This is a genomic window from Azospirillaceae bacterium (assembly GCA_028283825.1).
In the GTDB taxonomy this organism is placed as follows: domain Bacteria; phylum Pseudomonadota; class Alphaproteobacteria; order Azospirillales; family Azospirillaceae; genus Nitrospirillum.
This window is the reverse complement of sequence record JAPWJW010000005.1, coordinates 501721-528579: the sequence shown is the minus strand read 5'-3', so window position 1 is coordinate 528579 and position 26859 is coordinate 501721. Positions and strand designations below refer to the sequence as shown.

9 protein-coding genes are annotated in these 26859 nt (G+C 68.4%); 5 read left to right on the top strand and 4 right to left on the bottom strand.

Annotation, left to right across the window (positions count from 1 at the left end):
- The first annotated feature begins 361 nt into the window (after positions 1–361).
- The 4 genes from PW843_28835 (at position 362) to PW843_28820 (ending at position 23572) form a co-directional block, all read left to right on the top strand.
- Positions 362–21022: a hypothetical protein gene (locus PW843_28835; protein ID MDE1150574.1), complete on the top strand. Its 20661-nt coding sequence runs from the start codon at positions 362–364 to the stop codon at positions 21020–21022.
- 179 nt (positions 21023–21201) lie between these two features.
- Entirely contained in the window at positions 21202–22197 is a 996-nt protein-coding gene (locus PW843_28830; protein MDE1150573.1) for an aldo/keto reductase, read from the top strand.
- Between the two features lie 131 nt (positions 22198–22328).
- Positions 22329–22967 carry an MFS transporter gene (locus PW843_28825; GenBank protein MDE1150572.1) on the top strand — a complete coding sequence of 213 codons (639 nt, stop codon included), beginning with the start codon at positions 22329–22331 and terminating at the stop codon, positions 22965–22967.
- Positions 22850–23572, top strand: coding sequence for a hypothetical protein (locus tag PW843_28820; GenBank protein ID MDE1150571.1), 723 nt, complete (start codon positions 22850–22852; stop codon positions 23570–23572). Before PW843_28825 ends, PW843_28820 begins: the two co-directional genes overlap by 118 nt.
- Here PW843_28820 and PW843_28815 read toward each other — a convergent pair.
- Both PW843_28815 and PW843_28810 read right to left on the bottom strand, forming a co-directional pair.
- A complete protein-coding gene (locus tag PW843_28815; protein ID MDE1150570.1) occupies positions 23563–24552 on the bottom strand; it encodes an aldo/keto reductase in 990 nt (329 codons plus the stop codon). The two genes, PW843_28820 and PW843_28815, sit on opposite strands and share 10 nt — an antisense overlap.
- 12 nt (positions 24553–24564) lie before the next feature.
- The gene (locus PW843_28810; GenBank protein ID MDE1150569.1) at positions 24565–24954 is read right to left on the bottom strand and encodes a cupin domain-containing protein; all 390 of its coding nucleotides are present in this window, start codon (positions 24952–24954) and stop codon (positions 24565–24567) included.
- A gap of 124 nt (positions 24955–25078) precedes the next feature.
- Between PW843_28810 and PW843_28805 the strand changes: the two genes are divergently transcribed.
- On the top strand, positions 25079–25972 hold the full coding sequence (locus PW843_28805) for a LysR family transcriptional regulator (GenBank protein MDE1150568.1): 894 nt from the start codon (positions 25079–25081) through the stop codon (positions 25970–25972).
- 14 nt (positions 25973–25986) lie between these two features.
- Here PW843_28805 and PW843_28800 read toward each other — a convergent pair whose 3' ends face one another.
- Together PW843_28800 and PW843_28795 are read right to left on the bottom strand one after the other, a co-directional pair.
- Entirely contained in the window at positions 25987–26445 is a 459-nt protein-coding gene (locus tag PW843_28800) for a VOC family protein (GenBank protein MDE1150567.1), read from the bottom strand.
- Between the two features lie 68 nt (positions 26446–26513).
- Positions 26514–26852, bottom strand: coding sequence for an L-rhamnose mutarotase (locus PW843_28795; protein ID MDE1150566.1), 339 nt, complete (start codon positions 26850–26852; stop codon positions 26514–26516).
- Between the last annotated feature and the right edge of the window lie 7 nt (positions 26853–26859).

The following is a 26859-nucleotide window of genomic DNA, read 5'->3' as shown; positions in this document are numbered from 1 at the left end:
GCCGGGACAGCGGGATATGGTGGTCGACTGCGCAGCCTAGCGAGGGATGTGCAGGGGTATCATTGGTTTATTTGCAACCCGCATTTATAATGCTATACAATATTCCGAAAATTGCTTGAATCCATACCGGGGTAAGCCAGGTCGGTTTCAGCGAGAATCACAACAGCAACGTGTGCTTAAAGACCGCAGCCTGGGGCTGGACAGTGCGGGCGTTTAAGAGGCGGCTTGGGGAAGAGGGTTGGGGGATTTCATGGTTAAGCAGGATAACAGCACGGCCGCTACCCACCCGAAAGTGGTAGATGGCGGACGCCGGTCCCGGCGGCCCTTGTCCCGGCGGATCCTGCTGGCCGGATCATCCCTGATGGTGGTCGCCACGGGCATGGCGGCCCCCCGCCCCGCCCGCGCCCTGGACGCCTACACCACCTACAGCGGCAACTTTTTGTCCGGCGGCGTGACCCTGACCGGCAACACGGTGATCAGCGCCGGCACCATCGCCGCCCTGTTCAGCGGCGCCCAGGTCAACCCGCTGGTGATCACCGCCGGCGGCACCATCAAGACCGGCCTGGGCGGCATCGCGCTGATCCTCGGACCGTCATTCCCCAGCATCACCAGCATCACCAGCATCGTCAACAGCGGCGTGATCGGCGGGTCCAGCTTCGCCATATCCATTTCCAGCCAGAGCACCCTGGGCGCGCTGCGCAACAACGGCACCATCCTGGGCGCCATCATCAACGACGGCACCAGCAACCTGACGCTGGGCGGCGGTACCGCGGTGGGCACCTACACCGGCATGAGCGGCCAGGGCACCATCAGCAACACGCTCAGCAACCTGATCCTGACCGGCGCCTTCCTGCTGAACGACGCCATCAACGTCAGCGGCCACACCCTGATCAACAGCGGCGCCACCGTCTCGCTGACCAGCATCGTCAACGTCACTGGCGACTATACCCAGACGTCGGGCACCTTGGCGCTGAGCGGGGCCGGCGAACTGGTGGTCAGCGGCAGCGCCAGCCTGACCGGCGGCCGGGTGACCGCCAACCTGTCCACCCTGGCGTCAAACGCCACCTATCTTGTGGGCGACACGGTGGCCACCCTGGTGGCCGCCGGCAGCGGCAATTACAGCGGCGTGACCGGCAGCATCACCACCGCCCTCACCCGCTTCGCCGCCGGCATCGGCACGGACGGCGACAACCTGCTGGCGCTGGCCAACAACGACTATATCGGCGCCAGCACGCCCAGCCTGACGCTGACCGGCACGGTCGATACCGGCGGCACCGCGATCGCCGCCGCCTATGTGGCGGCCGGCGTCAGCCTGGGCACCCTGGTCAACGCCAGCGTCGGGCACCTGACCGCCGACACCGTCGGCATCAGCGTCGGCACCGCCGCCGCCATCGGCACCCTGGTCAACGCCGGCCTGATCGATACCCACATTTCGACCAGTGGCATCGCACAGAGCGGCATCGCCACCGCGTTGCGCGCCACCGTCGGCACCCTGTCCAACACCGGCACCATCCAAGCTCAATATGGCATCGTGGCCGCCAGCAGCACCATTGGCGTCCTGTCCAACACCGGCCTGATCAAACCCCTCTCCACTATTGCCATAGGCATCTACCTATCCGGGGTCGGCGGCTCGCTCAACACCGTCGGCACCCTGATCAACGCCGGCACCATCGACGTCACCAGCGGCGCGGGCAATGCCGCCGGCATCCTCAACACGGGTAGCATAGGCACACTGGTCAATAGCGGCACCATCCTCGCGGGCGGCGGCAACGGAACCTCCACCTACAACTACGGCATCGCGCAACGCACCACCACCCTTGGCACGCTGATCAACAGCGGCCTGATCTCGGCCGCGCGGGCCCTGGTCATGGAAGTCAACGGCGCGCTCCTGACCCTCGTGAACTCCGGCACCATCGCCGGCAGCATCACCAACGGCACCGTCGGCGCCAGCCAGCCCAACCTGACCATCCTGGGCGGCAGCGGCGCCACCATCGGCACCCTGACCGGCTATCCCGGCGGCACCACCGCCGTGGGCGTGCTCACCAACGGCGCCAGCGACCTGTATTTCACCGGCGGCAACCTGCTGCTGAACGACCGCATCAACGCCACCGGTCATACCGTCTATGATACCGGCGCCGCCCTGACCCTGGTCAATTCCATCGGCATCACCGGCGCCTATGTCCAGACGGGCGGCAGCCTGGTCCTGACCAACAGCGGCGCGCTGTCGGTCAGCGGCAGCGCCAGCCTGACCAACGCCAACGTCACCGTCACTCCCGGTACCGGCAACAATTACGTCGTGGGCAGCCCTGCCACCCTGGTGGGCGGCGGCACGGGGTCCGATTTCACCGGCGTCTCCGTCGTCATCAACCCGACAACCCATGTCAGCGTCACCAGCGACACGGTGGGCAACGCCCTGGTGCTGCTGGCCAGCACCGACTACATCGGCGGCACGCTGGCCACCCTGACCAACAGCGACAGCCTGTCCGCCACCACAGCCGTCTACATCGCCGCCAGCGGCAGCCTGGGGCAACTGGTCAACACCGGCACGCTGTCAGGCAACATCCAGAATCTGTCCGCCGTGGACCTGTCCATCACCGGCGGGTCGGCCGGCACGGTAGGCGTGCTGACCGGCGGCACCATCACCAACACGCTCAGCAACGTGGTACTGGGCGGCAACCTGCTGCTGGCAGATGCCGTCAACGCCGCCGGCCATGCCCTGGTGAACAACGGCGCCTCGGTCACGTTGGCCAGCATCATCAGCGTCACCGGCGGCTACAGCCAGGCGTCCGGCACCCTGGGGCTGGGCAATAGCGGTGAACTGGTGGTCAGCGGCAACGCCACCATCACCGGCGGCACGGTCAACGCCTCGGTATCCACCCTGTCGGCCGGCGGCACCTATCTGGTGGGCGACGCGCTAAGCACCCTGGTGGCCGCCGCGGGCGGCACCTACACGGGGCTGAGCGGCACGGTCGCCATCGGCCTGGCCCCCCTCACCGCCACGCTAGGCACCAGCGGCGGCAACCTGGTGGCCATGGCCACCAACGATTACATCGGCGCCAACGCCGCCAGCCTGACACTGACCGGCACGGTCGACGCGGAAACGGTCGCCGTTTCCATCGGCAACGGCGCCACCGTCGGCACCCTGGTCAACGCCGGCGTCGGCCACCTGACCACGGGCGGCATCGGCATCGAGGTGGGTACGGCCACCATCGGCACCCTGGTCAACGCCGGCCTGATCGACACCGGCGCCACCGTGTCGGCGCCCACCGTGGTGGGCATCCATCTTTCGGGCAACGCCGCCGTCGGCACCGTGTCCAACACCGGCACCATCCTGGCCCAACAGGGCATCCGGGATGAAAGCGGCACCGTTTCCGTCATGGCCAACAGCGGCTTGATCAGCGGCGCCACCGCCCTCCTGCTGACCTCCGGCGCTACCATCGGCAGCCTGGTCAACTCGGGCGTGATCGCCGGCAACGTCATCAACGGTAATGACGGAAGCTCGTACGCCGACCTGTCCATCCAGGGCGGCAGTGCCGGCACGGTGGGCACCTTCACCGGCCTTGCCGGCACCCAGGGCACGATCAGCAACACCCACAGCAATCTGGTCTTCGCCGGCGGCGCCCTGCTGCTGAACGACAGCATCAACGCCAGCGGCCATACGGTGCTGAACAACGGCGCCGGCATCACGCTGACCAACACCGTTTCCATCACCGGCGCCTACACCCAGACCAGCGGCACCCTGGCCCTGGCCGGGGCCGGCACGCAACTGGTGGTCAGCGGCAGCGCCAGCCTGAGTGGCCAGGTCAGCGTGACCGGCCTGTCGGCAGCCGCCAATTACGTCCTGGGCGCCCCCACCACCGTGGTGGCCGGCGGCACCGGGTCCGACTACACCGGCGTTTCCGTGTCGATCGCGACATTGACCGGCGCCAGCCTGGTCGGCGGCACGGACGGCACCAACCTGGTCCTGCTGGCGCAGAACGACTATGTCGGCGGCACACTGGCCACCCTGACCAACAGCGGCAACCTGTCGTCCGCCACCGCGGTCTACATCGCCGCGACCGGCAGCCTGGGCCAACTGGTCAACACCGGCACGCTCAACGGCAACATCCGCAACCTGTCCGCCGTCGACCTGTCCATCACCGGCGGCAGCGCCGGCACGGTCGGCACCCTGAGCGGCGGCACCATCATCAACACGCTCAGCAACGTGGTGCTGAACGGCGGCCTGCTGCTGGCCGAATCCGCCAACGTCAGCGGCCACACCCTGGTCAACAACGGCGGCACCCTGGCCGCGGCCACCAACATCACCGTGACGGGCGACTACATCCAGACAGGGGGCGCGCTGACCGTCGCCGCCGGCGGCACGCTGGCCGTCAGCGGGGCCGCCAGCATCAGCAACGCCACGGTCACCGGCACCGTCGCGGTCAACAGTGGCGCCACCTATATGCTGGGCGACACCCTGGGCACCCTGGTGAGTGCGGCCAGCGGCAGCTACAGCAGCCTGACCGGTTCCCTGGCCGCCTCGTACAACAAGGTGACGGCCAACCTTGGAACGGACGGCACCAACGTGCTGGCCGTGGCCGGCAATTATTACATCATGAGCAACTTCGCCAGCATCGGCAACACCGGCAACGCCACCGGCGTCACCGCCTTTTTCCTGAATGGCACGCTGGGCACCCTGAGCAACAGCGGCACCCTGAACGGCACCACCTACGGCATCGTGTCCTCCGCCAACCGGCGCATCGGCCTGCTGGACAACAGCGGTCTGATTAACGCGCAGAGCACCAGCATCGGCGCCGGCATCCTGGTCGAGAGCATCGGCACCCTGATCAACAGCGGCACCATTTCCGGCCGGATCGCCATCCTGGGTTCCAATTCGTACACCATCGGCAGCATTGACAACCAGACCCTGGGCCTGATTACCGGCAGGACGGCCCTGTCCCTTGCCAGCACCGTAGTCCCGGTCGCCACGATCAACAACAGCGGCACCATCCTGGGGCAGTCTTACGGGATCTGGAACAGCGGCAACATCAACCGACTGTCCAACAGCGGAACCATCGCGGCGACCGTCTCCTCCGGGCTCGCCCTCTTAAATAGCGGCAGCATCGGCACGTTCGACAACGGTGGCACCATCGCCGCCGTCGGGGTGGGCATGAGCAATGGCGGCACCATTGACACCCTGACCAACAGCGGCTTGATAACCGCGACCGATATCGCGGCGCCGGGTGCCGGCCTGCGCAATGACGGCGTCATCAACACCCTGTCCAACACCGGCACCATAACCGCCGCCAGCAGCAACGCGTCCGCGTTCTACAACACCGGGACCATCGGCCTGCTGGCCAATGACGGCGGCACGATCAGCGGCGCTTCATTCGCCGTCGGCGATTCAGGCACCATCGTCCGCCTGGCCAACACCGGCACCCTCAAGGGCAGCAATTACGGTATCGGCGCCTTCAACGGCGGCACCATCGGCACCATCGCCAACGCCGGACTGATCACCGGCCCCACGGCCCTGGTGGTTTTCGTGGGCAGCAAGGTGGACCTGCTGGCCAACAGCGGCACCGTCGCCGGCAACATCTACAACAACTTCGACCCGTCCAACTCCGGGCCGGGCACGCTGGCGGCCGATCTGACCATCGCCGGCGGCACCGGCGGCACCATCGGCACCCTGACCGGCGTCAACCCGGCCAACCAGGGCCAGATCACCACCCGGTACGCCAACATCGTCTTCGCCAGCGGCGACCTGGTGCTGAACGACAATATCAGCACCAACGGCTACGCCGTGCTGAACACCGGCGCCGGCGTCACGGTGGTCAGCACCATCGGTATCACCGGCAATTATTCCCAGACCGGCGGCCGGCTGGGCGTGGCCGCCGGCACGGGCGAACTGGTGGTCAGCGGCAGCGCCAGCCTGACCAACGGTGAGGTCCAGGTGGTCGCGGGTAGCGCCGGCAATTACCTGCAATCCACGCTGGGTACCCTGGTCGCCGGCGGCACCGGGTCCGACTACACCGGCGTCACCATCACCAGCGACACCGCCGGCCTGGCTTTGAGCGCCGTCACCATCGGCACCAACCTGATCGCCGTGGCGCTGAACGACTATATCGGCGGCACGGTGGGCAGCCTGGGCGTCTCCACCCCGCTGACCACCGGCGGCCAGACGGCCGCCCTTTACGTGGCGCAGGCTGGCAGCCTGGGCACCCTGACGAACACCAGCCTGATCGGCAGTGCCAGCGGCACCGGCATCGTCAACCACGGCACCATCGGCAACCTGACCAACAGCGGCACCATCCAGGGTGGCGGCGCCGGCCTGTACAACACCGGCACCATCGGCACACTGACCAACAGCGGCACCGTCAACGGCCAGGTCGACGTCCAGTCCGCCGGCCAGCTGGGCACCTTGATCAACACCATCGGCGGCCTGATCGATGGCGGCAACGGGACGGCCGTGGCGGTCGAAGGCACCCTGGGCACCCTGGCCAACACCGGCACCATCCGCAGCGATGGCGGCGGCAACGCCGTGGGCATGGGCCTGAACAGCGCCACCATCACGCTGCTGAACAACAGCGGCCTGATCAGCGGCTACGCCAGCGGTATTGACAGCAGCGGCACCATAGCCACCCTGGTCAACAGCGGCACCATCACCGGAACCAACGGCGCCGGCATCGCCGGTGGCGTCATCGGCCTGCTGTCCATCACCAGCATCGGCACGGTCAGCGGGACAACGGGCATCCAGGCCGGCGCCATCGGCACCGTCATCAACCAAGGCTTGGTCTCCGCCGACAACACCGGCCTCTACTTCAACTCCTCCATCACCACCGTGACCAACGGCGGCACCATCCTGGCCGGCAGCATCGGCGTCCAGGCCGGCAGCGGCTTTGCAACCCTGGCCAACGGCGGCCTGATCCAGGGCGCCACCATCGGCGTGCTGAGCGATGCCGGCTTCACCTGGCTGGACAACAGCGGCACCATCAGGGGCTTGGCCGCCGGCACCGACGGTTACGGCATCTTCTCCTTCGGCACCGGCGGCACGCTCAGCAACAGCGGCACCATCAGCGGCTACACGGCCATCGGCGGCCTAGGCTTCGGGGTCGATACCCTGGCCAACAGCAACCTGATCAGCGGCGTCCTGTATGGCGTCTATGCCGACAACCGCGTCGGCACGCTGGTCAACACCAGCACCGGCACCATCCAGGCCACCGGCAGCGGCGGCACCGCGCTGTACGGCACCTTCGGCACCATCCTCAACGGCGGCCTGATCAGCGGCGCCACCGCGCTTGACGCGTCCGGTCCCGTGGCCTTGCTGAACAACAGCGGCACCATCGCCGGCAATGTCCGGACCGCCTCCGGCGACCTGACCATCACCGGCGGCACGGGCACGGTGACGGGCACCTTCACCGGCTACACCAATGGCACGGTGGGCGGCCAGGGCACCATCGCCGTTACCGGCGGCGACGTGGTGCTGGCCGGCGGCAACATCCTGCTGAACGACACCATCCAGGCCACCGGCCATACGGTCCTCAACAGCGGCACCAACCTGGCCCTGGCCGGCGCCGTCACCATCGGCGGCGCCTATAGCCAGGCCACCGGTACCCTGGCTTTGGGCCTCGGCGGCCTGACCGTCAGCGACGGCGCCAGCATCACCGGCGGCACGGTCCTGGCCGCCCTGTCCGCCACTGGCAACTACCAGGCCGGCACGCTGGGCACCCTGGTGGCCGGCGGTGCCGCGTCCAGCTACACCGGCGCCACCGTGGTCTCCGGTGTCACCGGCTTTGTCGCCGGCGGCGCCACCAGCGGCAACAGCCTGCTGCTGGTGGCCGGCAACGACTATGTCGGCGGCACCCTGGCGACGCTGACCAACAGCGGCGGCCTGTCGTCCGCCACGGCCCTCTATATCGCCGCCAGCGGCAGCCTGGGGCAGTTGGCCAATACCGGCACCCTGGCCGGCAACATCCTCAACCTGTCGGCGGTGGACCTGTCCATCACCGGTGGTGCCGCCGGCACCGTCGGCACGCTGACCGGCGGCACCATCGTCAACACGCTCAGCAACGTCGACTTCGCCTCGGGCGACCTGCGCCTGGCGGACGCCATCAATGTTGCCGGCCACACCGTGGTGAACAGCGGAGCCTTCCTCACAGTCGCCGGCACCGTCGGCGTCACCGGCGCCTTCAGCCAGACGGGCGGCAGCCTGCAACTGGGTGTGGGCAGCGACCTGCTGTCCGTCACCGGGGCCGCCCAATTCACCGGTGGGGTCGCCACCGTCACCGGCGCCGCCTCCACCGCCAACTACATGGTGGGCAGCGTCCTCGGCACCCTGGTGCAGGGCGGCGCCGGGTCGGATTACAGCGGTCTCAGCGTCACCAACACGGTCACCGGCTTCGGCCTGGGCGGCACCACGGCGGGCGACGCCCTGCTGGCGGTGGCCCAGAACGACTATATCGGCGGCACCCTGGCCCTGCTGGACAACAGCATCGCCGTGTCCAGCCGCACGGCCGTCTACATCGCCACCACCGGCAGCATCGGCAGCCTGGCCAACAGCGGCACCCTCACCGGCCAGTACGCCGGCCTGTACAACACCGGCACCATCGACCAGTTCACCAACAGCGCCGGCGGCAGCATCGCCCAGGCCGGCGGCACGTTCAGCGCCATCGGCGCCTCGGTCGGCGTGCGCAACGACGGCCTGATCGGCACCCTGTCCAACAATGGCGCCATCCGCGCGGCCAATACCGGCCTGTATAACGTCGGCAGCATCAGCAGCCTGGGCAACAGCGGCATCATCGCCGCCAGCAATTTCGGCCTGCGCAACGCCAGCGCCCAGGGCGTGGGCGGCACCATCGACACCATCACGAACGATGGCACCGTCAGTGGCGGCACCGCGGCCCTGGTGGTCAATGCCGGCACCGTCGGCCTGGTGGACAACGGCGGCACCCTGACCAGCGGGCTGGACGGCCTGGCCGCCAATGGCGGCACCGTCAGCACCGTCCTGAACAACGGCCTGATCAGCGGCAACTTGGCCGTCGACATCGTCAATTTGGGGCTGGTCGGCACCCTGGCCAACGCTGGGCTGATCAGCGGCATCGCCGCCGCCCTGTCCATCGCCAGCAACGGCGCCCTGGGCCTGCTGGCCAACAGCGGCACCATAGCCGGCAATATTACCAACCTGTCGGCCAACGACCTGACCATCCAGGGCGGCACGGGCACCTTGACCGGCACCTTCACCGGCTTTGACGCCGGGACCCAGGGCCTGATCACCAACACGGCCAGCGACGTGGTGCTCGCCGGCGGCAACATCCTGCTGAACGACGCCATCGACGCCGGCAGCCACACGGTGCTGAACGCCGGCGCCACCCTGACCCTGGCCGACATCGTCAGCATCACCGGCAACTATGCCCAAACCCTGGGCAGCCTGGCGGTGACACCGGCCGGCGGCGGCCTGGCCGTCAGCGGCAGCGCCAGCCTGACGAACGTATCGGTCGTCTACAGCGACGCGGCGGCCGGCAATTACCTGCAATCCACCCTGGGCACCCTGGTGGCCGGTGGCACCGGGTCCGACTACACCGACGTCACCCTGACCAGCGATGCGACCGGCCTGACGCTGGGCGGCGCCGTCGCCGGGAACAACCTGCTGGCCGTGGCGCTGAACGACTATATCGGCGGCACCCTGGGCAGCCTGGTCAACAGCGGCACCCTGAGTGTCGCCGGCACCGCCGCCATGATCTACGTGGCCGCCACCGGCAGCCTGGGCAGCCTGGCCAACAGCGGCCTGATCACCAGCACTAGCGGCACGGGCGTGGTCAACCACGGCGTCATCGCCACGCTGTCCAACAGCGGCACCATCACCGGCGGCAACCGTGGCCTCTACAGCGACGGCACCATCGCCACCCTGTCCAACACCGGCACCATCGCCGGCCTGATCCTCGACGGGCGGGTCGATACCCTGGCCAACACCCGCCTGATCAATGATGAGCTTGACCTGCGCGGCACCCTGGGCCTGCTGGACAACAGCGGCACCATCGATACCGGCATCTATGCGGAGCAGTCCGCCAGCATCGGCACGCTGGTGAACAGCATCGGCGGGCGCATCGACGGCGGCACCCAGGGCGCCCTGCTGCTGGAAGGCAGCATCGCCACCCTGGCCAACGCCGGCACCATCGTGGGTTCGGATTACGCCGTGCGCGTGCGCTGGAACACCAGCAGCATCACCTCGCTGACCAACAGCGGGCTGATCGCCGGCGCCAGCAGCGGCATCGAGAACGCCGGCTATATCGGGACCCTGGTCAACAGCGGCACCATCACCGGCACGAGCTACGCCGGCATCGGCGGTGGCGGTAACATCGACCTGCTGTCCATCACCACCATCGGCGTGGTCAGCGGCGGCACGTTCGGCATCAATTTGGGCGCCATCGGCACCTTCATCAACGCGGGCACGGTCACCGGCGGCCATACCGGCCTGAACCTTGCCTCCGCCTCCGGCACCATCCGCAACAGCGGCCTGATCCAGGGCGGCGGCATCGGCGTGGACGCGTTCAGCGGCTATACCTGGCTGGACAACAGCGGTGTCATCCAGGCCACGGGCGCCACCGGTGCCGGCGTCTTCGCCTTCAACGGCGGCACGCTCAGCAACAGCGGCACCATCAGCGGCCATACCGGTATCGGCGGCGGTGGTGCCGACACCCTGACCAACAGCGGCCTGATCAGCGGCGTCCAGTACGGCGTCTATTCCAGCAACGGCACCGGCACGCTGAACAACGACGGCGGCACCATCCAGGCCACCGGCGCCACCGGCAGCGCGCTGCGCGGCGCATTCACCACCATCCTGAACAGCGGCCTGATCAGCGGTGCGATCGCCCTCTATGAGACCGGCGTCCTGGACCTGTTGAACAACAGCGGCACCATCGCCGGCAACGTCCAGTTCAACAACGGCGACGCCACCATCACCGGCGGCAGCGGCACGGTGACCGGTACTTTCACCGGCCAGCCCAGCGGCACGGTCGCCACCCAAGGCACCATCACCGCCGCCGGCAACGTTGTGCTGACCGCCGGCAACATCCTGCTGAACGACAGCATCCAGGCCGCCGGCCACACCGTGTCCAACACCGGCGCCAACCTGTCGTTGGCCGGCATCGTCTCCATCGATGGCGTCTACAGCCAGACGGCGGGCACGCTGGGCATCACCCCCGGCACCGACGGCCTGAGGGTCAGCGGCGCCGCCAGCATCAGCGGCGGCACCGTGCTGGCCTCCCTCAGCGGTGCAGCCAACTACCTGGCCGGCACGCTGGGTGCTCTGATCGCGGGCGGCGCCGGGTCCGACTACAGCGGCGCCACCGTGACCGCCGCCCTCACCGGCCTGATCGACAGCGGCGTCATCGCCGGCGACATCCTGCTGCTGGTGGCCAACAACGACTATATCGGCGGCACGCTGGCCACGCTGACCAACAGCGGCAGCCTGTCGGCCGCCACGGCGATCTACATCGCCGCCAGCGGCAGCCTGGGCCAACTGGCCAACACCGGCACGCTGACCGGCGACATCCGCAACCTGTCAGCCATCGACCTGTCCATCAGTGGCGGCACCGCGGGCACAGTCGGCACGCTGACCGGCGGCACCATCGTCAACACCCTGTCCAACGTGGTCTTCACCAGCGGCGACCTGCTGCTGGCCGACGCCATCGACGCCACCGGCCACACGGTGGCGAACAGCGGCGCCAATCTTCACTTGGCCAGTCTGGTCAGCATCACCGGCGCCTACAGCCAGACGGGCGGCACCCTGCGCATCGACCCCGGCAGCGGCGACCTGGTGGTCAGCGGCGCCGTCAACATCAGCGGCGGCGCCGTCGTGGCCACCCTGGAGGCCGGCGGCAACTACCTCTACGGCAACAACTACACCCTGATGCAGGCTGGCGGCGGCATCGACCTGACCGGCGCCAACCTCATCACCTCGCTGGCCGGGTTCAGCGGCAACACCACCATCGTGACGACCGCCGGCAGCAGCAGCCTGCTGCTGCAGTTCGCCAACGACTATATCGGCGGCACCGTCGCCAGCGCCGCCAACAGCGGTACCGTCACCAATGTGCAGACCGCCGGCTATGTCGCGGCCAGCGGCAGCGTCGGCACCCTGTCCAACAGCGGCCTGCTGCTGGGCAGCGTGGCGGGCGTGGCCAACAACGGCGTGGTCGGCACGCTGGTCAACAGCGGCGGCATCGCCGGTGTCAGCACCGGTATCGGCAACGCCGGCGCCCTGGGCACACTGTCCAACAGCGGCACCGTCACCGGCGGCTATGCCGGTGTCTACAACGTGGGCGTCGTAAGCCTGGTCGATAACGCCGCCGCCGGCCTGATCAGCGCCACCACGCACGCCGGCGTCCTGAACGCCGGCAGCATCGCCAGCCTCTCCAACGCCGGCACCATCATCGGCGCGCATTTCGCGGTGGAGAACGACGGCGGTGTCCTGGACACGCTGGCCAACACTGGCCTGCTGGCCACCAGCGGCACCGGCGCCGCCGCCGTCTACAACGGCCAGGGTAGCCTGGGCCTGCTGAACAACAGCGGCATCATCACCAGCGAGATCGGCGTCTACAATGCCGCCACCGGCACCCTGGACACCCTGGTCAACAGCGGCACCATCACCGCCAGCCAGCAGGCCGTCGCCAACAGCGGCACGCTGGGCACCCTGGTGAACGCCACCGGCGGCACCCTGGCCGGCGCCACGGCGCTGTACAACGACGGTGTCCTGGGCACGGTCGCCAACAGCGGCGTCATTCGCGGCAGCATCCTGAACGATGCGGCACAGGATCTGGTGTTCACCGGCGCCGGCGGCACCCTGGCCGGCCTGCTGACCGGCCTGTCCGGCATGGGCACGCTGACCAACACCCTGGGCAACGTCGTCTTCGCCAGCGGCACCATGGTGCTGGACGACAATGTCGTCGTCACCGGCCACACCCTGGTGAACAGCGGGGCCACGCTGGCCCTGGTCCATGCCGTGAACGTCACCGGGGACTACACCCAGACGGCCGGCAACCTGATGCTGCTGGTGGACGGGAATGGCACCGGCGAACTGTCGGTCAGCGGCAACGCCGTCCTCACCGGCGGCACGGTCCTGGCCAGCCTGTCCTCCACCATCAACCATCTTGCCGGCACGACCACCCTGCTGCAGGCCGTGGGCGGCGCCAGCATCACGGCACAGCTACAGGTCAACAGCATCACCGGCCTGGAAACCGGCGCATTGACCAGCATCGCCGGCGGCCTGACCCTGACGGTGGACAACGATTACATCGGCGGCGCGCTGGCCACCCTGACCAACACCGGCACCCTGTCGGCAGGCACCGCGGTCCATGTCGCGGCCAGCGGCACGCTGGGCACCCTGGTCAACAGCGGCCTGTTGACCGGCACCACCTACGCCGTCGCCAACGTCGGCGGCCTGGGCACCATCGCCGACAGCGGCACCATCGCCGGCGACATCCTGAACAGCGGGGCCGGCACGCTGGTGATCACCGGCGGCAACGGCGCCGTGACCGGCACGCTGACCGGCCTTTCCGGCATCGGCACGCTGGCCAGCACGGGCGGCGACGTGGTCTTCGCCGGCGGCAACCTGCTGCTGAACGACATGATCACGGCGACCGGCCACACCGTGTCCAACACCGGCGCCACCCTGCATCTGGCCAACAGCCTGACCATCACGGGTGACTATCGCCAGACGGCGGGTTCCCTGGTGCTGGACGCCAACGAACTGGTGGTCACCGGCACCGCCAGCCTGACCGGCGGCACAGTCGCGGCGGCCTTCGCCCTGTCGACCGTGAACCTGCAGCCGGGCGCCGTGCTGGAAACCCTGGTGGTGGGTGGTGCGGGTTCCAGCTACACCGGCCTTCAGGCTTTCATCAGCGTGACCGGCATCAGCGCGTCGCTCAGCACCCAGACCATCGGCGGCAACATCGACCTGGTCGCCGTGGTCGCCAACGCCTATGTCGGTGACACGGTGGGCAGCCTGGGCAACAGCGGGGTGATCAGCGCCCCGACGGCCGTCTATGTCGGCACCACCGGCACGGTGGGCAGCCTGTCCAACACCGGCACCCTGCTGGGCACCATCGGCGTCGCCAATCTGGGCCAGATCGGCACCCTCAGCAACGACGGGACCGTCAACGCCACCATAACCGGCATCGCCAACCAGTCCGGCGCCAGCATCGGCACCCTGACCAACAACGGCCAGGTGACGGGGCAGATCGCCCTTTTCAACGCCGGCACCATCGAACTGCTGGTGAACAACGGCGGCCTGGTCGACGCGGGCGCCCCCACCGCCGCCGGCCTCTACAATACCGGCAACATCAGCACCGTGCTGAACAACGGCACCATCCTGGGCGCCACCTATGGCGTCTATAACGCCGGCACCATCGGCACCCTGGTCAACAGCGGGCTGATCACCGCCCCCACCGCGATCTACATCGACACCGGGGCGCGCCTGGGCCTGCTGGCCAACACCGGCACCGTCACCGGCGACATCATCAACCTGTCGTCCAATGTGCTCAGCATCACCGGCGGCACCGGCACGACGGTGGGCACCCTGACCGGCTACACCGCCGGCAGCCAGGGCACCATCACCAACACCCTCAGCAACGTGGTGCTGGCATCGGGCAACCTGTTGCTGAACGACACCGTCAACGTCGGCGGCAACACCCTGGTCAACACCGGCGCGTCGGTGCTGCTGGAAAGCGTGGTCAGCGTCACCGGCAACTACAGCCAGACCGCCGGCATCCTGGTGCTGAACCCCAACGGGGGCGGCCTGGCGGTCAGCGGGTCGGCCAGCCTGACCGGCGGCACCGTGCTGGCGGACTTCGCGGCCACGGGCAACTACCTGGTCGGGACGGCGACGCTGGTCAGCGCGGGTGCCGCCTCCAGCTACAGCGGCGTCGCGGTGCAGGGCACCCTGACCGGCCTGCTGGTGGGGGAAGGCACGGTCGGCAACGACCTGCTGGCCGTCATCGGCAACGACTACATCGGCGGCACCTTGGCCACCCTGACCAACACCGGCACGCTGGCCGCCGCCACCGCGATCTACATCGCGGCCAGCGGCAACCTGGGCACCCTGGCCAACAGCGGCACCATCAACGGCAACCTGCTCAACACCAGCGCCAATGACCTGGTGATCGTGGGCGGGACCGGCGGCACCGTCGGCGTCTTCAGCGGCGGCACCATCGGCAACGCCAACAGCAACCTGGTCTTCGCCGGCGGAAGCCTCAGCCTGGGTGACGCCATCGATGTCACGGGGCATACCGTCAGCAACACCGGCGCCAGCCTGACGCTGGCGTCCGACATCGCGGTCACCGGCGCCTACGGCCAGACGGCCGGGACCTTGGATGTGGCCGGCCATGTGCTGACCGTCAGCGATGCCGCCAGCATCACCGGCGGCACGGTCGCCGCCGGCCTGACCAGCACGATCAACTACCTGGTGGGTGACAGCGTCACCCTGGTCAGCGGTGGCGCAGGCTCCAACTACGCAGGATCCACCGTCACCAGCGGCGTGACGGGCCTCAGCAGCAACGGCGCCACCAGCGGCACCAGCCTGCTGGCCGTGGCCGCCAACGACTACATCGGCGGCACGCTCGCCAGCCTGGCGGTCACCGGCACGCTCACCAACACCGCCGGCGGCGCCACGGCACTGTACGTGGCCAGCACCGGCACGCTGGGCACCCTGGCCAACAGCGGCACCATCAGCGGCAACGTGGTCAACAACGGTGCCACCGCCCTGACCGTCACCGGCGGTTCGGGCACGGTGACGGGCACCTTCACCGGCGGCACCATCAGCAGCACCGGCACCGACGTCGTGTTGGCCAGCGGCAACCTCCTGCTGAACGACGCGGTGAATGTCGGCACCGGCACCCTGGTCAACAGCGGCGCATCGGTGCTGCTGACCAGCATCGTCAGCGTGACGGGCAACTACAGCCAGACCGACGGCACCCTGACGGCCGCCATCGGCGGCGGCACCGCCGGCGAACTGGTGGTCAGCGGCGATGCCGACCTGACGGGCGGCACCGTGGCAGTGACGGCCCTGACCGGCAGCAACCTGCTGGCCGGCGACAGCTACACCATCGTAGCAGCCGGCGGCAGCCTGTCGGCCAGCGGCCTGACCACCTGGGCCGACGGCTTCACCGCCACCCTGGGCACAACCCCGGCCGGCAGCGCCACCGACCTGGTCCTGACCCTGGTCAGCGACTACATCAGCGGTACCCTGGGCACCCTGACCAACACCGGCACGCTGAACGCCGTCACGGCAGTGAACATCACCAGCGCCGGCAGCCTGGGCACGCTGGCCAACAGCGGTACCATCATCGGCAATGTGCTGAACAGCAGCGCCAACGACCTGGTGGTCGTGGGCGGGTTCGGCGGCACGGTGGGCGTCTTCACCGGCGGCACCATCACCAACGCGCAAGCCAACCTCACCTTCGCCGCCGGCGCCGTCAGCCTGGGCGATGCCATCGACGTGGGCGGCCATACGGTCAGCAACACCGGCGCCAGCCTGACGCTGGCGTCCGACATCGCAGTCACCGGCGCCTACAGCCAGAGCGCTGGCACGCTGGATGTGGCCGGCCATGTGCTGACCGTCAGCGATGCCGCCAGCATCACCGGCGGCACGGTCGCCGCCGGCCTGGCCAGCACGGTCAACTACCTGGTGGGTGACAGCGTCACCCTGGTCAGCGGTGGCGCAGGCTCCAACTACGCAGGATCCACCGTTACCAGCGGCGTGACGGGCCTCAGCAGCAACGGCGCCACCAGCGGCACCAGCCTGCTGGCCGTGGCCGCCAACGATTACATCGGCGGCACGCTCGCCAGCCTGGCGGTTACCGGCACGCTCGCCAACACCGCCGGCGGCGCCACGGCACTGTTTGTCGCCGGCACAGGCACGCTGGGCACCCTGGCCAACAGCGGCACCATCAGCGGCAACGTGGTCAACAACGGTGCCAACGCCCTGACCGTCACCGGCGGTTCGGGCACGGTGACGGGCACCTTCACCGGCGGCACCATCAGCAGCACCGGCACCGACGTCGTGTTGGCCAGCGGCAACCTCCTGCTGAACGACGCGGTGAATGTCGGCACCGGCACCCTGGTCAACAGCGGCGCATCGGTGCTGCTGACCAGCATCGTCAGCGTGACGGGCAACTACAGCCAGACCGACGGTACCCTGACGGCCGCCATCGGCGGCGGCACCGCCGGCGAACTGGTGGTCAGCGGCGATGCCGGCCTGACGGGCGGCACCGTGGCAGTGACGGCCCTGACCGGCAGCAACCTGCTGGCCGGCGACAGCTACACCATCGTGGCGGCGGGTGGCAGTCTGTCGGCCAGCGGCCTGACCACCTGGGCCGACGGCTTCACCGCCACCCTGGGCACAACCCCCGATGGCAGTGCCACGGATCTGGTCCTGACGCTGGTCAGCGACTACATCAGCGGCACCCTGGGCACCCTGACCAACACCGGCACCATCAACGCCGCCACGGCGGTGATGATCACCAGCGCCGGCAGCCTGGGCACCCTGGCCAACAGCGGCACCATCATCGGCAACGTGGTCAACAGCAGCGCCAACAATCTGGTGGTCGTCGGCGGGTCCGGCGGCACGGTGGGCGTCTTCACCGGCGGCACCATCACCAACGCTAACGCCAACCTCACCTTCGCCTCCGGCGCCGTCAGCCTGGGCGATGCCATCGACGTGGGCGGCCATACGGTCAGCAACACCGGCGCCAGCATCAGCCTGGCCACCGACGTCAGCGTCACCGGCAATTATGGCCAGAGCGCCGGCACGCTGGATGTGGACGGCCATGTGCTGAGTGTCAGCGGGGCCGCCAGCATCACCGGCGGCACGGTTTCCGCCGGCCTGTCGGGCACGGCCAACTACTTCGTCGGCGACGACGTCACCCTGGTCCAGGGTGGGGCCGGTTCCAGCTATACCGGCGCCACCGTCACCTCCGGCCTCACCGGCCTGGATGCGACGGGCACCGCCAGCGGCACCAGCCTGTTGGCCGTGGCGGCCAACGACTATATCGGCGGCAGCCTGTCCAGCCTGGCCGTTATCGGCACCCTGGCCAACGTGGCCGGGGGCGCCACGGCGCTGTACATCGCCTCGACCGGCACGCTGGGCACCCTGGCCAACAGCGGTACCATCGTCGGCAATGTCGTGAACGTCAGCGCCAACGATCTGGTGGTGACCGGCGGTTCCAACGGCACCATCGGCGTCTTCACCGGCGGCACCATCAGTAACGCCAACGCCAACCTGACCTTCGCGTCGGGCGCCGTCAGCCTGGGCGACGCCATCGATGTCGGCAGCCACACGGTCACCAATGCCGGCGCCAACCTGACCGTGGCCAGCGATTTGGCCATCACCGGCAACTACAGCCAGGCGGCCGGCACCCTGGGTGTGGCCGGCCATGTGCTGAGTGTCAGCGGGGCCGCTGTCATCGGCGGCGGCGTGGTCGATGCCGGCCTGTCCGCCACGGCCAACTACTTCGTCGGCGACGGCGCCACCCTGGTCCAGGGTGGGGCGGGCTCCAGCTACAGCGGCGCCACCGTCACCAGCGGCCTCACCGGCCTGGATGCCACCGGTAGCACCAGCGGCACCAGTCTGCTGGCCGTGGCCGCCAACGACTACATCGGCGGCAGCCTGTCCAGGCTGGCGATCACCGGCACCCTGGCCAACGTCGCAGGCGGCGCCACGGCGCTATACGTGGCCGGCACGGGTACGCTGGGCACACTCGCCAACAGCGGCACCATCGTCGGCAATGTGGTGAACGTCAGCGCCAATGACCTAGTGGTGACCGGCGGCGACACCGGCACGGTGGGCGTCTTCACCGGCGGCACCATCAGCAACGCGCAGGCCAATCTCACCTTCGCGTCCGGCAATCTCAGGCTGGGCGATGCCATCGATGTCGGCAGCCACACGGTGACCAACGCCGGGGCCACCCTGGCCCTGGCCGGCGACATCAGCGTCACCGGCAACTACAGCCAGTCCGCCGGCACGCTGGGTGCTAACGGCCATGTGCTGTCGGTCAGCGGGGCCGCCAGCATCACCGGCGGCACGGTTTCCGCCGGCCTGGCCGCCACCGCCAACTACCTGGTGGGCGACAGCACGACGCTGGTCCAGGGTGGCGAAGGGTCCAGCTATGCGGGCTCCACCGTCACCAGCGGTCTCACCGGTCTGGCGGAAACCGGCAGCGTCAGCGGCAACACCCTGCTGGCGGTCGCCACCAACGACTATGTCGGCGGCACCTTGGCCAGCCTGAACGTCAGCGGCACCCTGTCCTCCCCCACCGCGCTCTACATCGCGGCCACGGGTGCCCTGGGCACGTTGGCGAACAGCGGCGTCATCGCCGGTAACATCACCAACCTGTCGTCCAACGACCTGGTGGTCAGCGGCGGCACGGACGCGGCGCCCGGCACGTTGACAGGTTACGCCAACGCCAAGGGCACCATCACCAGCAGTCTCGCCAACCTGCGCTTCGTGTCCGGCACCCTGCTGCTGAACGACACCATCAATGTCGGCAGCCATGCCGTGGTGAACAGCGGGGCCACGCTGCTGGTCAACAGTGCCATCAACATCGCCGGCAGTTACAGCCAGACCGGCGGCGGCCTGGTGATCGGCGTGGCCAGCACCAGCAGCTACGGCAGCCTGGTGATCAGCGGGTCGGCCAGCCTGACGGGTGGCAGCATCACCCTGACGGCCACCGGCGGCACGTCGCTGTCGGCCGGCAGCTACACCATCGTCTCGGCCGGTGCCGGCCTGACGACCAGCGGCCTGACCCTCACGGCGACGGGCTATAGTGTCACCAGTTCCACCATCACCAGCAATGGCACCACCGACCTGGTGCTGACACTGTCCAATGGCAGCGGCACGATCACGCCGCCCAGCACCCGCTACACCGCGGCGGGCGCGGCCACGGGTGGTGCGGCGGTCGGCATGGGCATCGCCCTGGACGCCATCGCCAACAGCACCGGTGCCACGGCGGCCCCCGTCCAGAAGGCGGTGCTGGAACCCCTGTCCAAGCTCAGCGGCGGCGCCCTGAAGACGGCCCTGAACCAGCTGGCGCCCAGCCAGCTGACACCCCAGGTCACCACCCTGACCCTGACCACCACGGCCATCAGCCAGCACCAGCGGACGGTGGCCGGCCTTATGGAAGGGGGCGACAAGGGTTCCTCGGCCGGCGACGGCACCCTGGGCGGCGTGCTGTGGGGCGAGGTGCTGGGTGGCGGGACCTTACGCGGTACGACGACCGACGCAGCGGGCTATCGCGCCTCCACCGCCGGCCTGGTGCTGGGTGCCGACTGGTACGCCAGTCCGGAGATCATGGCCGGCATCGCCTTCAGCTGGCTGAACGGCAGCGCCGACGGCCAGGATTATGCCGCCGGCAGCCGTACCCAGGTGGGCAGCTACCAGCTGACGGCCTACAGCGTCTGGCGGCCGGATTGGGCGGACCAGCGGCTGTCGGTCGAGGGCCAGGTGGGCTTCGGCTACAACCATTACGACCAGCGCCGCTGGATCGACTTCCTGCGCACCCGTGCCAACGCCAACTATGGTGGGGAGCAGTATCTGGGCAAGGTCACGGTGGGTTACACCCTGCCGGTGGCGACCGCCCTTACCCTGACCCCGCAATGGAGCCTGCAGGCCACCCGCCTGACCAACCATGCCTATGAGGAGCATGACGGCGGCGCGGCCGACCTGGCTGTCGGCGCGCTGACCACCAACAGCCTGACGCAGGAACTGGGTGCACGCCTGAACGCCCAGTTGGACACCGGCATGGGCAAGTTGCTGCCGGACCTGAAGCTGGCCTGGGTGCACGATTACCTGAACGGCCCCATCGCCACCACCGGCGTGCTGGGCGGGGTCAACTTCGTCAGCACCACCGGCCGGCCGGAGGCCGACGGTGTCGCCATCGGTGTCGGCGCCACCCTGGACCAGGGCAAGGGCGTGACCCTGCGGCTCGAGTATAACGGCGAACTGCGCCGCAGCTATCAGAGCCACGCCGGGGTGCTGCGGGCCACCTGGGACTTCTGACGGTTCCACGGGTGCGGAAGATCGAAGGGCGGGGACGCACGTTCCCGCCCTTTTTTCATCCACTCATGAACCAGCGACATGACGTCATGCCATTTCCCCCCGCTTATCGATAAACCCAATCGCTTCCATTTTCTCAACCATGCCAGGGGCACCCCGCCCTCACTTGGCAGGAGGACAGAATGGAAAAGCGTCTGCTTGGTAAAAGTGGCCTGGAGGTCTCGGCCCTGGGCTTCGGCTGCATGGGCCTGAACTTCAGCTACGGCCATGCCCTGTCGAACGATGAATCCATCGCGCTGATCCGGGCGGCGGTGGACCGGGGCGTCACCTTCTTCGACACGGCCGAGGTCTACGGCCCCTTCACCAATGAAGAGATCGTGGGTACCGCCCTGCGGCCGGTGCGCGACCGGGTGGTGATCGCCACCAAGTTCGGTTTCGACATCGACCGCACCACCGGCAAGATGCTGGGCATGAACAGCCGCCCCGACAACATCCGCGCGGCGGCCGAGGCCTCGCTGAAGCGGTTGGGCGTGGAGGTCATCGACCTGCTGTACCAGCACCGCGTTGACCCCAACGTGCCGATCGAGGATGTGGCCGGCACCGTCAAGGACCTGATCACCGAGGGCAAGGTCCTGCACTTCGGCCTGTCGGAACCGGGCGCCCAGACGGTGCGCCGGGCGCACGCGGTGCAGCCGGTGACGGCCCTGCAGAACGAATACTCGCTGTGGACCCGGGGACCGGAGACCAACGGCATCCTGGAGGCGTGCGAGGAACTGGGCATCGGCCTGGTGGCCTACAGCCCCCTGGGCAAGGGTTTCCTGACCGGCGCCATGTCCAAGGACACCGCCCTGGGCGAAGGCGACTTCCGCAAGATCCTGCCGCGCTTCACGCCGGAAGCGATGGAGAAGAACCAGGCGCTGGTCGACCTGCTGAAGCGCATCGCCACCGACAAGGGCGCCACCCCGGCCCAGGTCGCCCTGGCCTGGCTGCTGGCGCAGAAGCCCTGGATCGTGCCCATTCCCGGCACCACCAAGCTGCATCGGCTGGAGGAGAATTTGGGCGCCGCCGACCTGGTGCTGAGCGCCACGGACCTGGCGGACATCCAGAAGGCCGCCGCCGAGATCGAGGTGGAAGGCGCCCGTTACCCCGAACACCTGATGGCGACCACCGGCCGCTGATACCGCCGACGGACCGATCCGACTGCTGGTCCGGCGGCGGGGCCCGCGCGCCCGGAGCAAGAAGCGATTTCCCGTGATCGCATTCTGCTCTGGGCGTGCGGGCCTTCTCTTTTGCAAGACAGGATAAACCGATGCCCGACAGCATCACGGGCGCCACGACCGCCCCGCCCGCCGCGGCGGAGGAGGCCGCGCGCCACGGCTGGCGCGTCCTGGCCATCCTCAGCGCCCTGATGGGGTTCGCCTCCATCTCCACCGACCTGTACCTGCCGGCCATGCCCGCCATGGGCCGGGCCCTGAACACCGATACCGGCACCGTGGAACTGACGGTCTCCGGTTATCTGATCGGTTTCAGTCTGGGGCAACTGGTCTGGGGACCGATCGGCGACCGGTACGGCCGGCGCCTGCCGGTCGCCATCGGCCTGGTGCTGTTCATCATCGGGTCCGCCGGTTGCGCCCTGGCCCCGACCGCCGGGGCCATGATCGGCTGGCGTGTCGTCCAGGCGGTGGGCGCCTGTGCCGGCGTGGTGCTGGCCCGCGCCATGGTGCGTGACCTGTACGCGGGCCATCGCGCCGCACAGATGATGTCCACCCTGATGACGGTGATGGCATCGCCCCATTGCTGGGCCCCATCGTGGGCGGCCAAATCCTGGAGGTGGCCAGTTGGCGCGCCATCTTCTGGACGCTGGTGGGCGTGGGTTTCGCCACCCTGGCGGCCCTGGCCACCCTGCCCGAGACGCTGCCAGCCTCCCGGCGCAGTGTGGAACCGCTGAGCCGGGCGCTGTTGACTTACGGCACGCTGCTGCGCGACCGCCGGTTGCTGGGTTATGCCGGCGCCGGTGGTTTCTTCTATGCCGCCATGTATGCCTACGTCGCGGGCACGCCCTTCGCCTACATCACCTTTTACCACGTGCCGGCGCGCCTCTACGGCGTGCTGTTCGGTGTCGGCATCGTCGGGATCATGGCGACCAACATGATCAACGCCCGTCTGGTGGCCCGGCTGGGCAGCGAGTGGCTGCTGATCCGCGGCACCCTGGCCGCCGCGGTGTCCGGCCTCCTGCTGGCCGTAATGGCCCGCACCGGTTGGGGCGGCCTATGGGGATTGGTGTTGCCGCTGTTCCTGTTCGTGTCGGCGACGGGTTTCATCGTCGCCAATTCCATCGCCGGCGCGCTGAGCGGCTTTCCCCACCGCGCCGGCGCCGTTTCGGCCCTGGTGGGGGCCATACACTATGGCAGCGGCATCCTGGGCTCCGCCCTGGTCGGCGCCTGTGCCGACGGCATGCCCTGGCCGCTGGGCTGGGTGATCGCGGCTACCGGATTGGGTAGCCTGCTCTGCGCCAGCCTGTTGCGGACCAGGGTGCCGGCCGATCAGCGGTAGGAATATTGCAGGACGGCGGCGGGCAGACGGGCGCCCTGGATATCGATGCCGGCGACCACGGCCTCGATCTCACCCAGGTCCTCGGGCGACAGGGCCACCTCGGCGGCACCCAGGTTCTCCTCAACCCGGTCCAGCCGCCGGGTGCCGAAGATGGGCACGATGAACGGGGCCCGCGCCAGCAGCCAGGCCAGGGCGATCTGCGCCGGCGTCGCCCCCTTGGCCTTGGCGATCCGCGTGAGCAGATCGACCAGCCCCTGGTTGGCCACCCGCGCCTCCGGCGTGAAGCGGGGCGACATCGACCGGAAATCACCGCTTCCGATCACCGTGCCCGCGTCGATCTTGCCGGTGAGGTAACCGGCACCCAGGGGGCTCCACGGCACGAAACCGATGCCCAGTTCCGCACACAGTGGCAGAACCTCGGGCTCAGGCTCGCGGGTCCAGAGGGAATATTCGCTCTGGATCGCGGTCACCGGCTGCACCGCGTGGGCGCGGCGGATGGAGGCGGCACTCGCCTCCGACAGGCCGAAATGCTTGACCTTGCCCGCCGCGATCAGGTCCTTGACCGTCCCGGCGACCTCTTCCATGGGCACATCGGGATCGACGCGGTGCTGGTACAGCAGGTCGATGCTGTCCATGCCCAGCCGGCCCAGCATGGCATCGACCACGCCCTTGATATGGTCGGGCCGGCTGTTCAGGCCGGGCCCGCGCTGGCCGGTCTTCGGGTCGATGTTGAAGCCGAACTTGGTGGCGATCACGACCTGATCGCGCACCGGGCGCAGCGCCTCACCCACCAGCACCTCATTGGTCCACGGACCATAGGCCTCGGCCGTGTCGAAGAAGGTGACGCCGCGATCATAGGCGCCGCGGATGACGCGGATTGATTCCGCCTGGTCCGGCGCCTGTCCATAGGTGGACGCGAAACTCATGGTGCCGAAACCGATCTCGGTGACGGCAAGCTTTCCCAGCAGGCGGTTTTTCATGCGTGTGCTCCTTCAGGCACCGTACTGCGCGTCGGAAACCTGTTCCATCCAATCGACGGCCTTGCCGTCCTTCATCTCCGCGATGGCGACATGCGTCATGGCGCAATGGGGGGCGGCGCCGTGCCAGTGCTTTTCCCCCGGTGGGATCCAGACGATGTCGCCCGGGCGTATCTCCTCGATCGGGCCGCCATCGCGCTGCACCCGGCCCAGGCCGGCGGTGACCAGCAGGGTCTGGCCCAGGGGATGGGTGTGCCAGGCGGTGCGGGCGCCCGGCTCGAACGTCACCGTGGCGGCGCTGAGGTTGCCGCTGCCGTTGAACGGCGCGTCCACCCGGACGGTGCCGGTGAAATAGTCCGCAGGCCCCTTGTTCGATGCCTGGGAACCGCTGCGCTTGATGTCCATCGTCACCTCCATGCCATCGATACCGGCGGGCGGATGGCCCGTCGGCGGCAGTGGAAATTTAAACCCGCCGCTTTCCCACAATTAGTCGCTATAAATGGCATGAAATTATATGTGAGGATCATGAATGCAGCGTGATGAGCTGGTGGACCTCAACGCCTTCCTGACGGTGGCGGAGGAACGAAGCTTCACCCGTGCCGCGGCGAAGCTGGGCACCTCGCAATCAGCGCTCAGCCATACCGTCCGCCGGCTGGAAACACGGCTGGGCGTGCGCCTGCTGACCCGCACCACCCGCAACGTGGCACCGACGGAGGCGGGGGAGCGGCTGCTGGCCACCCTGCGCCCGGCGCTGGACAGTATCGGGGCCGAGTTGGCCTCGATCGGTGAGTTGCGCGACAAGCCGGCGGGCACCATCCGCATCACCACCTCCCGGCACGCAGCGGACACGATCCTGTGGCCAGCCTTGGAAAAGCTGCTGCCCCAATACCCCGATATCCATGTGGAATTGAGCCTTGATTCCGGCTTCGTCGACATCGTCGCCGACCGGTTCGATGCCGGCGTGCGCCTGGGTGAAGGGGTGGCCAAGGACATGATCGCCACCCGCATCGGGCCGGACCAGCGCCTGGTCATCATCGGCGCGCCCGGTTATTTCAAGGATCGGCCCGTTCCCCGCACGCCGCAGGATCTGGCCGATCACCAATGCATCAACCTACGCCTGATCTCATCGGGCAGCCTATACGCCTGGGAGTTGGAGAAGGATGGGCAGGAGGTGCGGGTGCGGGTCGAAGGACAGTTGGCCTTCAACGACGCCGACATGATCATCAAGGCCGCCATCAACGGCTTCGGCCTGGGTTTCGTCATGGAGAACCGGGTGACAGAGCATGTGGCGGCCGGCCGCCTGGTGACGGTACTGGACGACTGGTGCCCGCCCTTCTCCGGCTATCACCTGTATTACCCCAGCCGGCGCCAGCCCACCGCCGCCTTCGCCCTGCTGGTGGACGCGTTGCGCTATCGCAGCTGACGGCGGCCGTTCCGTCAGGGGGCCGTGGGCTTGGGTTGCCATAGTTCGATCTTGTTGCCTTCCGGATCCAGCAGCCAGGCGAAACGGCCGCTGGAATCATCGGTTCGCTTCAGGATCGCCACCCCCTTGGCGTTCAGCCGGGCGACGAAGGCGTCCATGTCATCGACCGCGTAGTCGATCATGAAGTCGCCGGTCGAGGGCGCGAAGTAGTCCGTCGCGGCCGGAAAGGCGCTCCACGTCATCACCGGCGGATGCCCCGGCGCATCGTAGCGCAGCATCGCGCCGCCCCAGGGTTGCAGCGGCAGGCCCAGCACATCGCGGTACCACGCCGCCAGCGCCTTCGGACCCTTCGCCTTGAAAAACACCCCGCCGACGCCGGTGATATGCCCCGCCGTCTCATCCGCCCTGGCCGGAACAGCCGCCACCAGCAGCCCCAGGCACAAGACCATCACCGCCCGTACCGGCATCGCCATGCTCCGCCCCCCCTCAAGAACACGCGGACGTCAGCTTGCGGGGCGCGGGTCTGGCGGGCAAGACGCTTTTACGGGATCGTGAAAATCTGATCCGCCGGCACCCATTTCTGCCCCGGCTTGGCCCAAGGCAAGGCCTGCTGGAAGGTCCACATCAACGCTTCCCACGCCTGGACGTCCGGGTTGGCGGCATCGGCCGCCGCTTTGGCCGCGGGCGAGAAATCGTCCCCTACCTCCATGATCATCACCAGGCGGTTGCCGCAGAGATGGATGTCGAGATCCAGGATGCCGGCGTCCCGGATGGATTGGACGATGGGTGCCGGTACCCGCCCCGGCGCATGCCAATCCCGATAACGATCAATCAGTTCCGGATCGTCCTTCAGGTCCAGCATGAGCACATGGCGGGGCATGAGCGCT

Excerpts from the sequence above, each read along its gene's own strand:
- PW843_28835 (MDE1150574.1), top strand. The coding sequence starts at position 362 with ATGGTGGTCGCCACGGGCATGGCGGCCCCCCGCCCCGCCCGCGCCCTG.
- PW843_28830 (MDE1150573.1), top strand. The coding sequence starts at position 21,202 with ATGGAAAAGCGTCTGCTTGGTAAAAGTGGCCTGGAGGTCTCGGCCCTG.
- PW843_28825 (MDE1150572.1), top strand. The coding sequence starts at position 22,329 with ATGCCCGACAGCATCACGGGCGCCACGACCGCCCCGCCCGCCGCGGCG.
- PW843_28815 (MDE1150570.1), bottom strand. The coding sequence starts at position 24,552 with ATGAAAAACCGCCTGCTGGGAAAGCTTGCCGTCACCGAGATCGGTTTC.
- PW843_28810 (MDE1150569.1), bottom strand. The coding sequence starts at position 24,954 with ATGGACATCAAGCGCAGCGGTTCCCAGGCATCGAACAAGGGGCCTGCG.
- PW843_28805 (MDE1150568.1), top strand. The coding sequence starts at position 25,079 with ATGCAGCGTGATGAGCTGGTGGACCTCAACGCCTTCCTGACGGTGGCG.
- PW843_28800 (MDE1150567.1), bottom strand. The coding sequence starts at position 26,445 with ATGGCGATGCCGGTACGGGCGGTGATGGTCTTGTGCCTGGGGCTGCTG.
- PW843_28795 (MDE1150566.1), bottom strand. The coding sequence starts at position 26,852 with ATGCCCCGCCATGTGCTCATGCTGGACCTGAAGGACGATCCGGAACTG.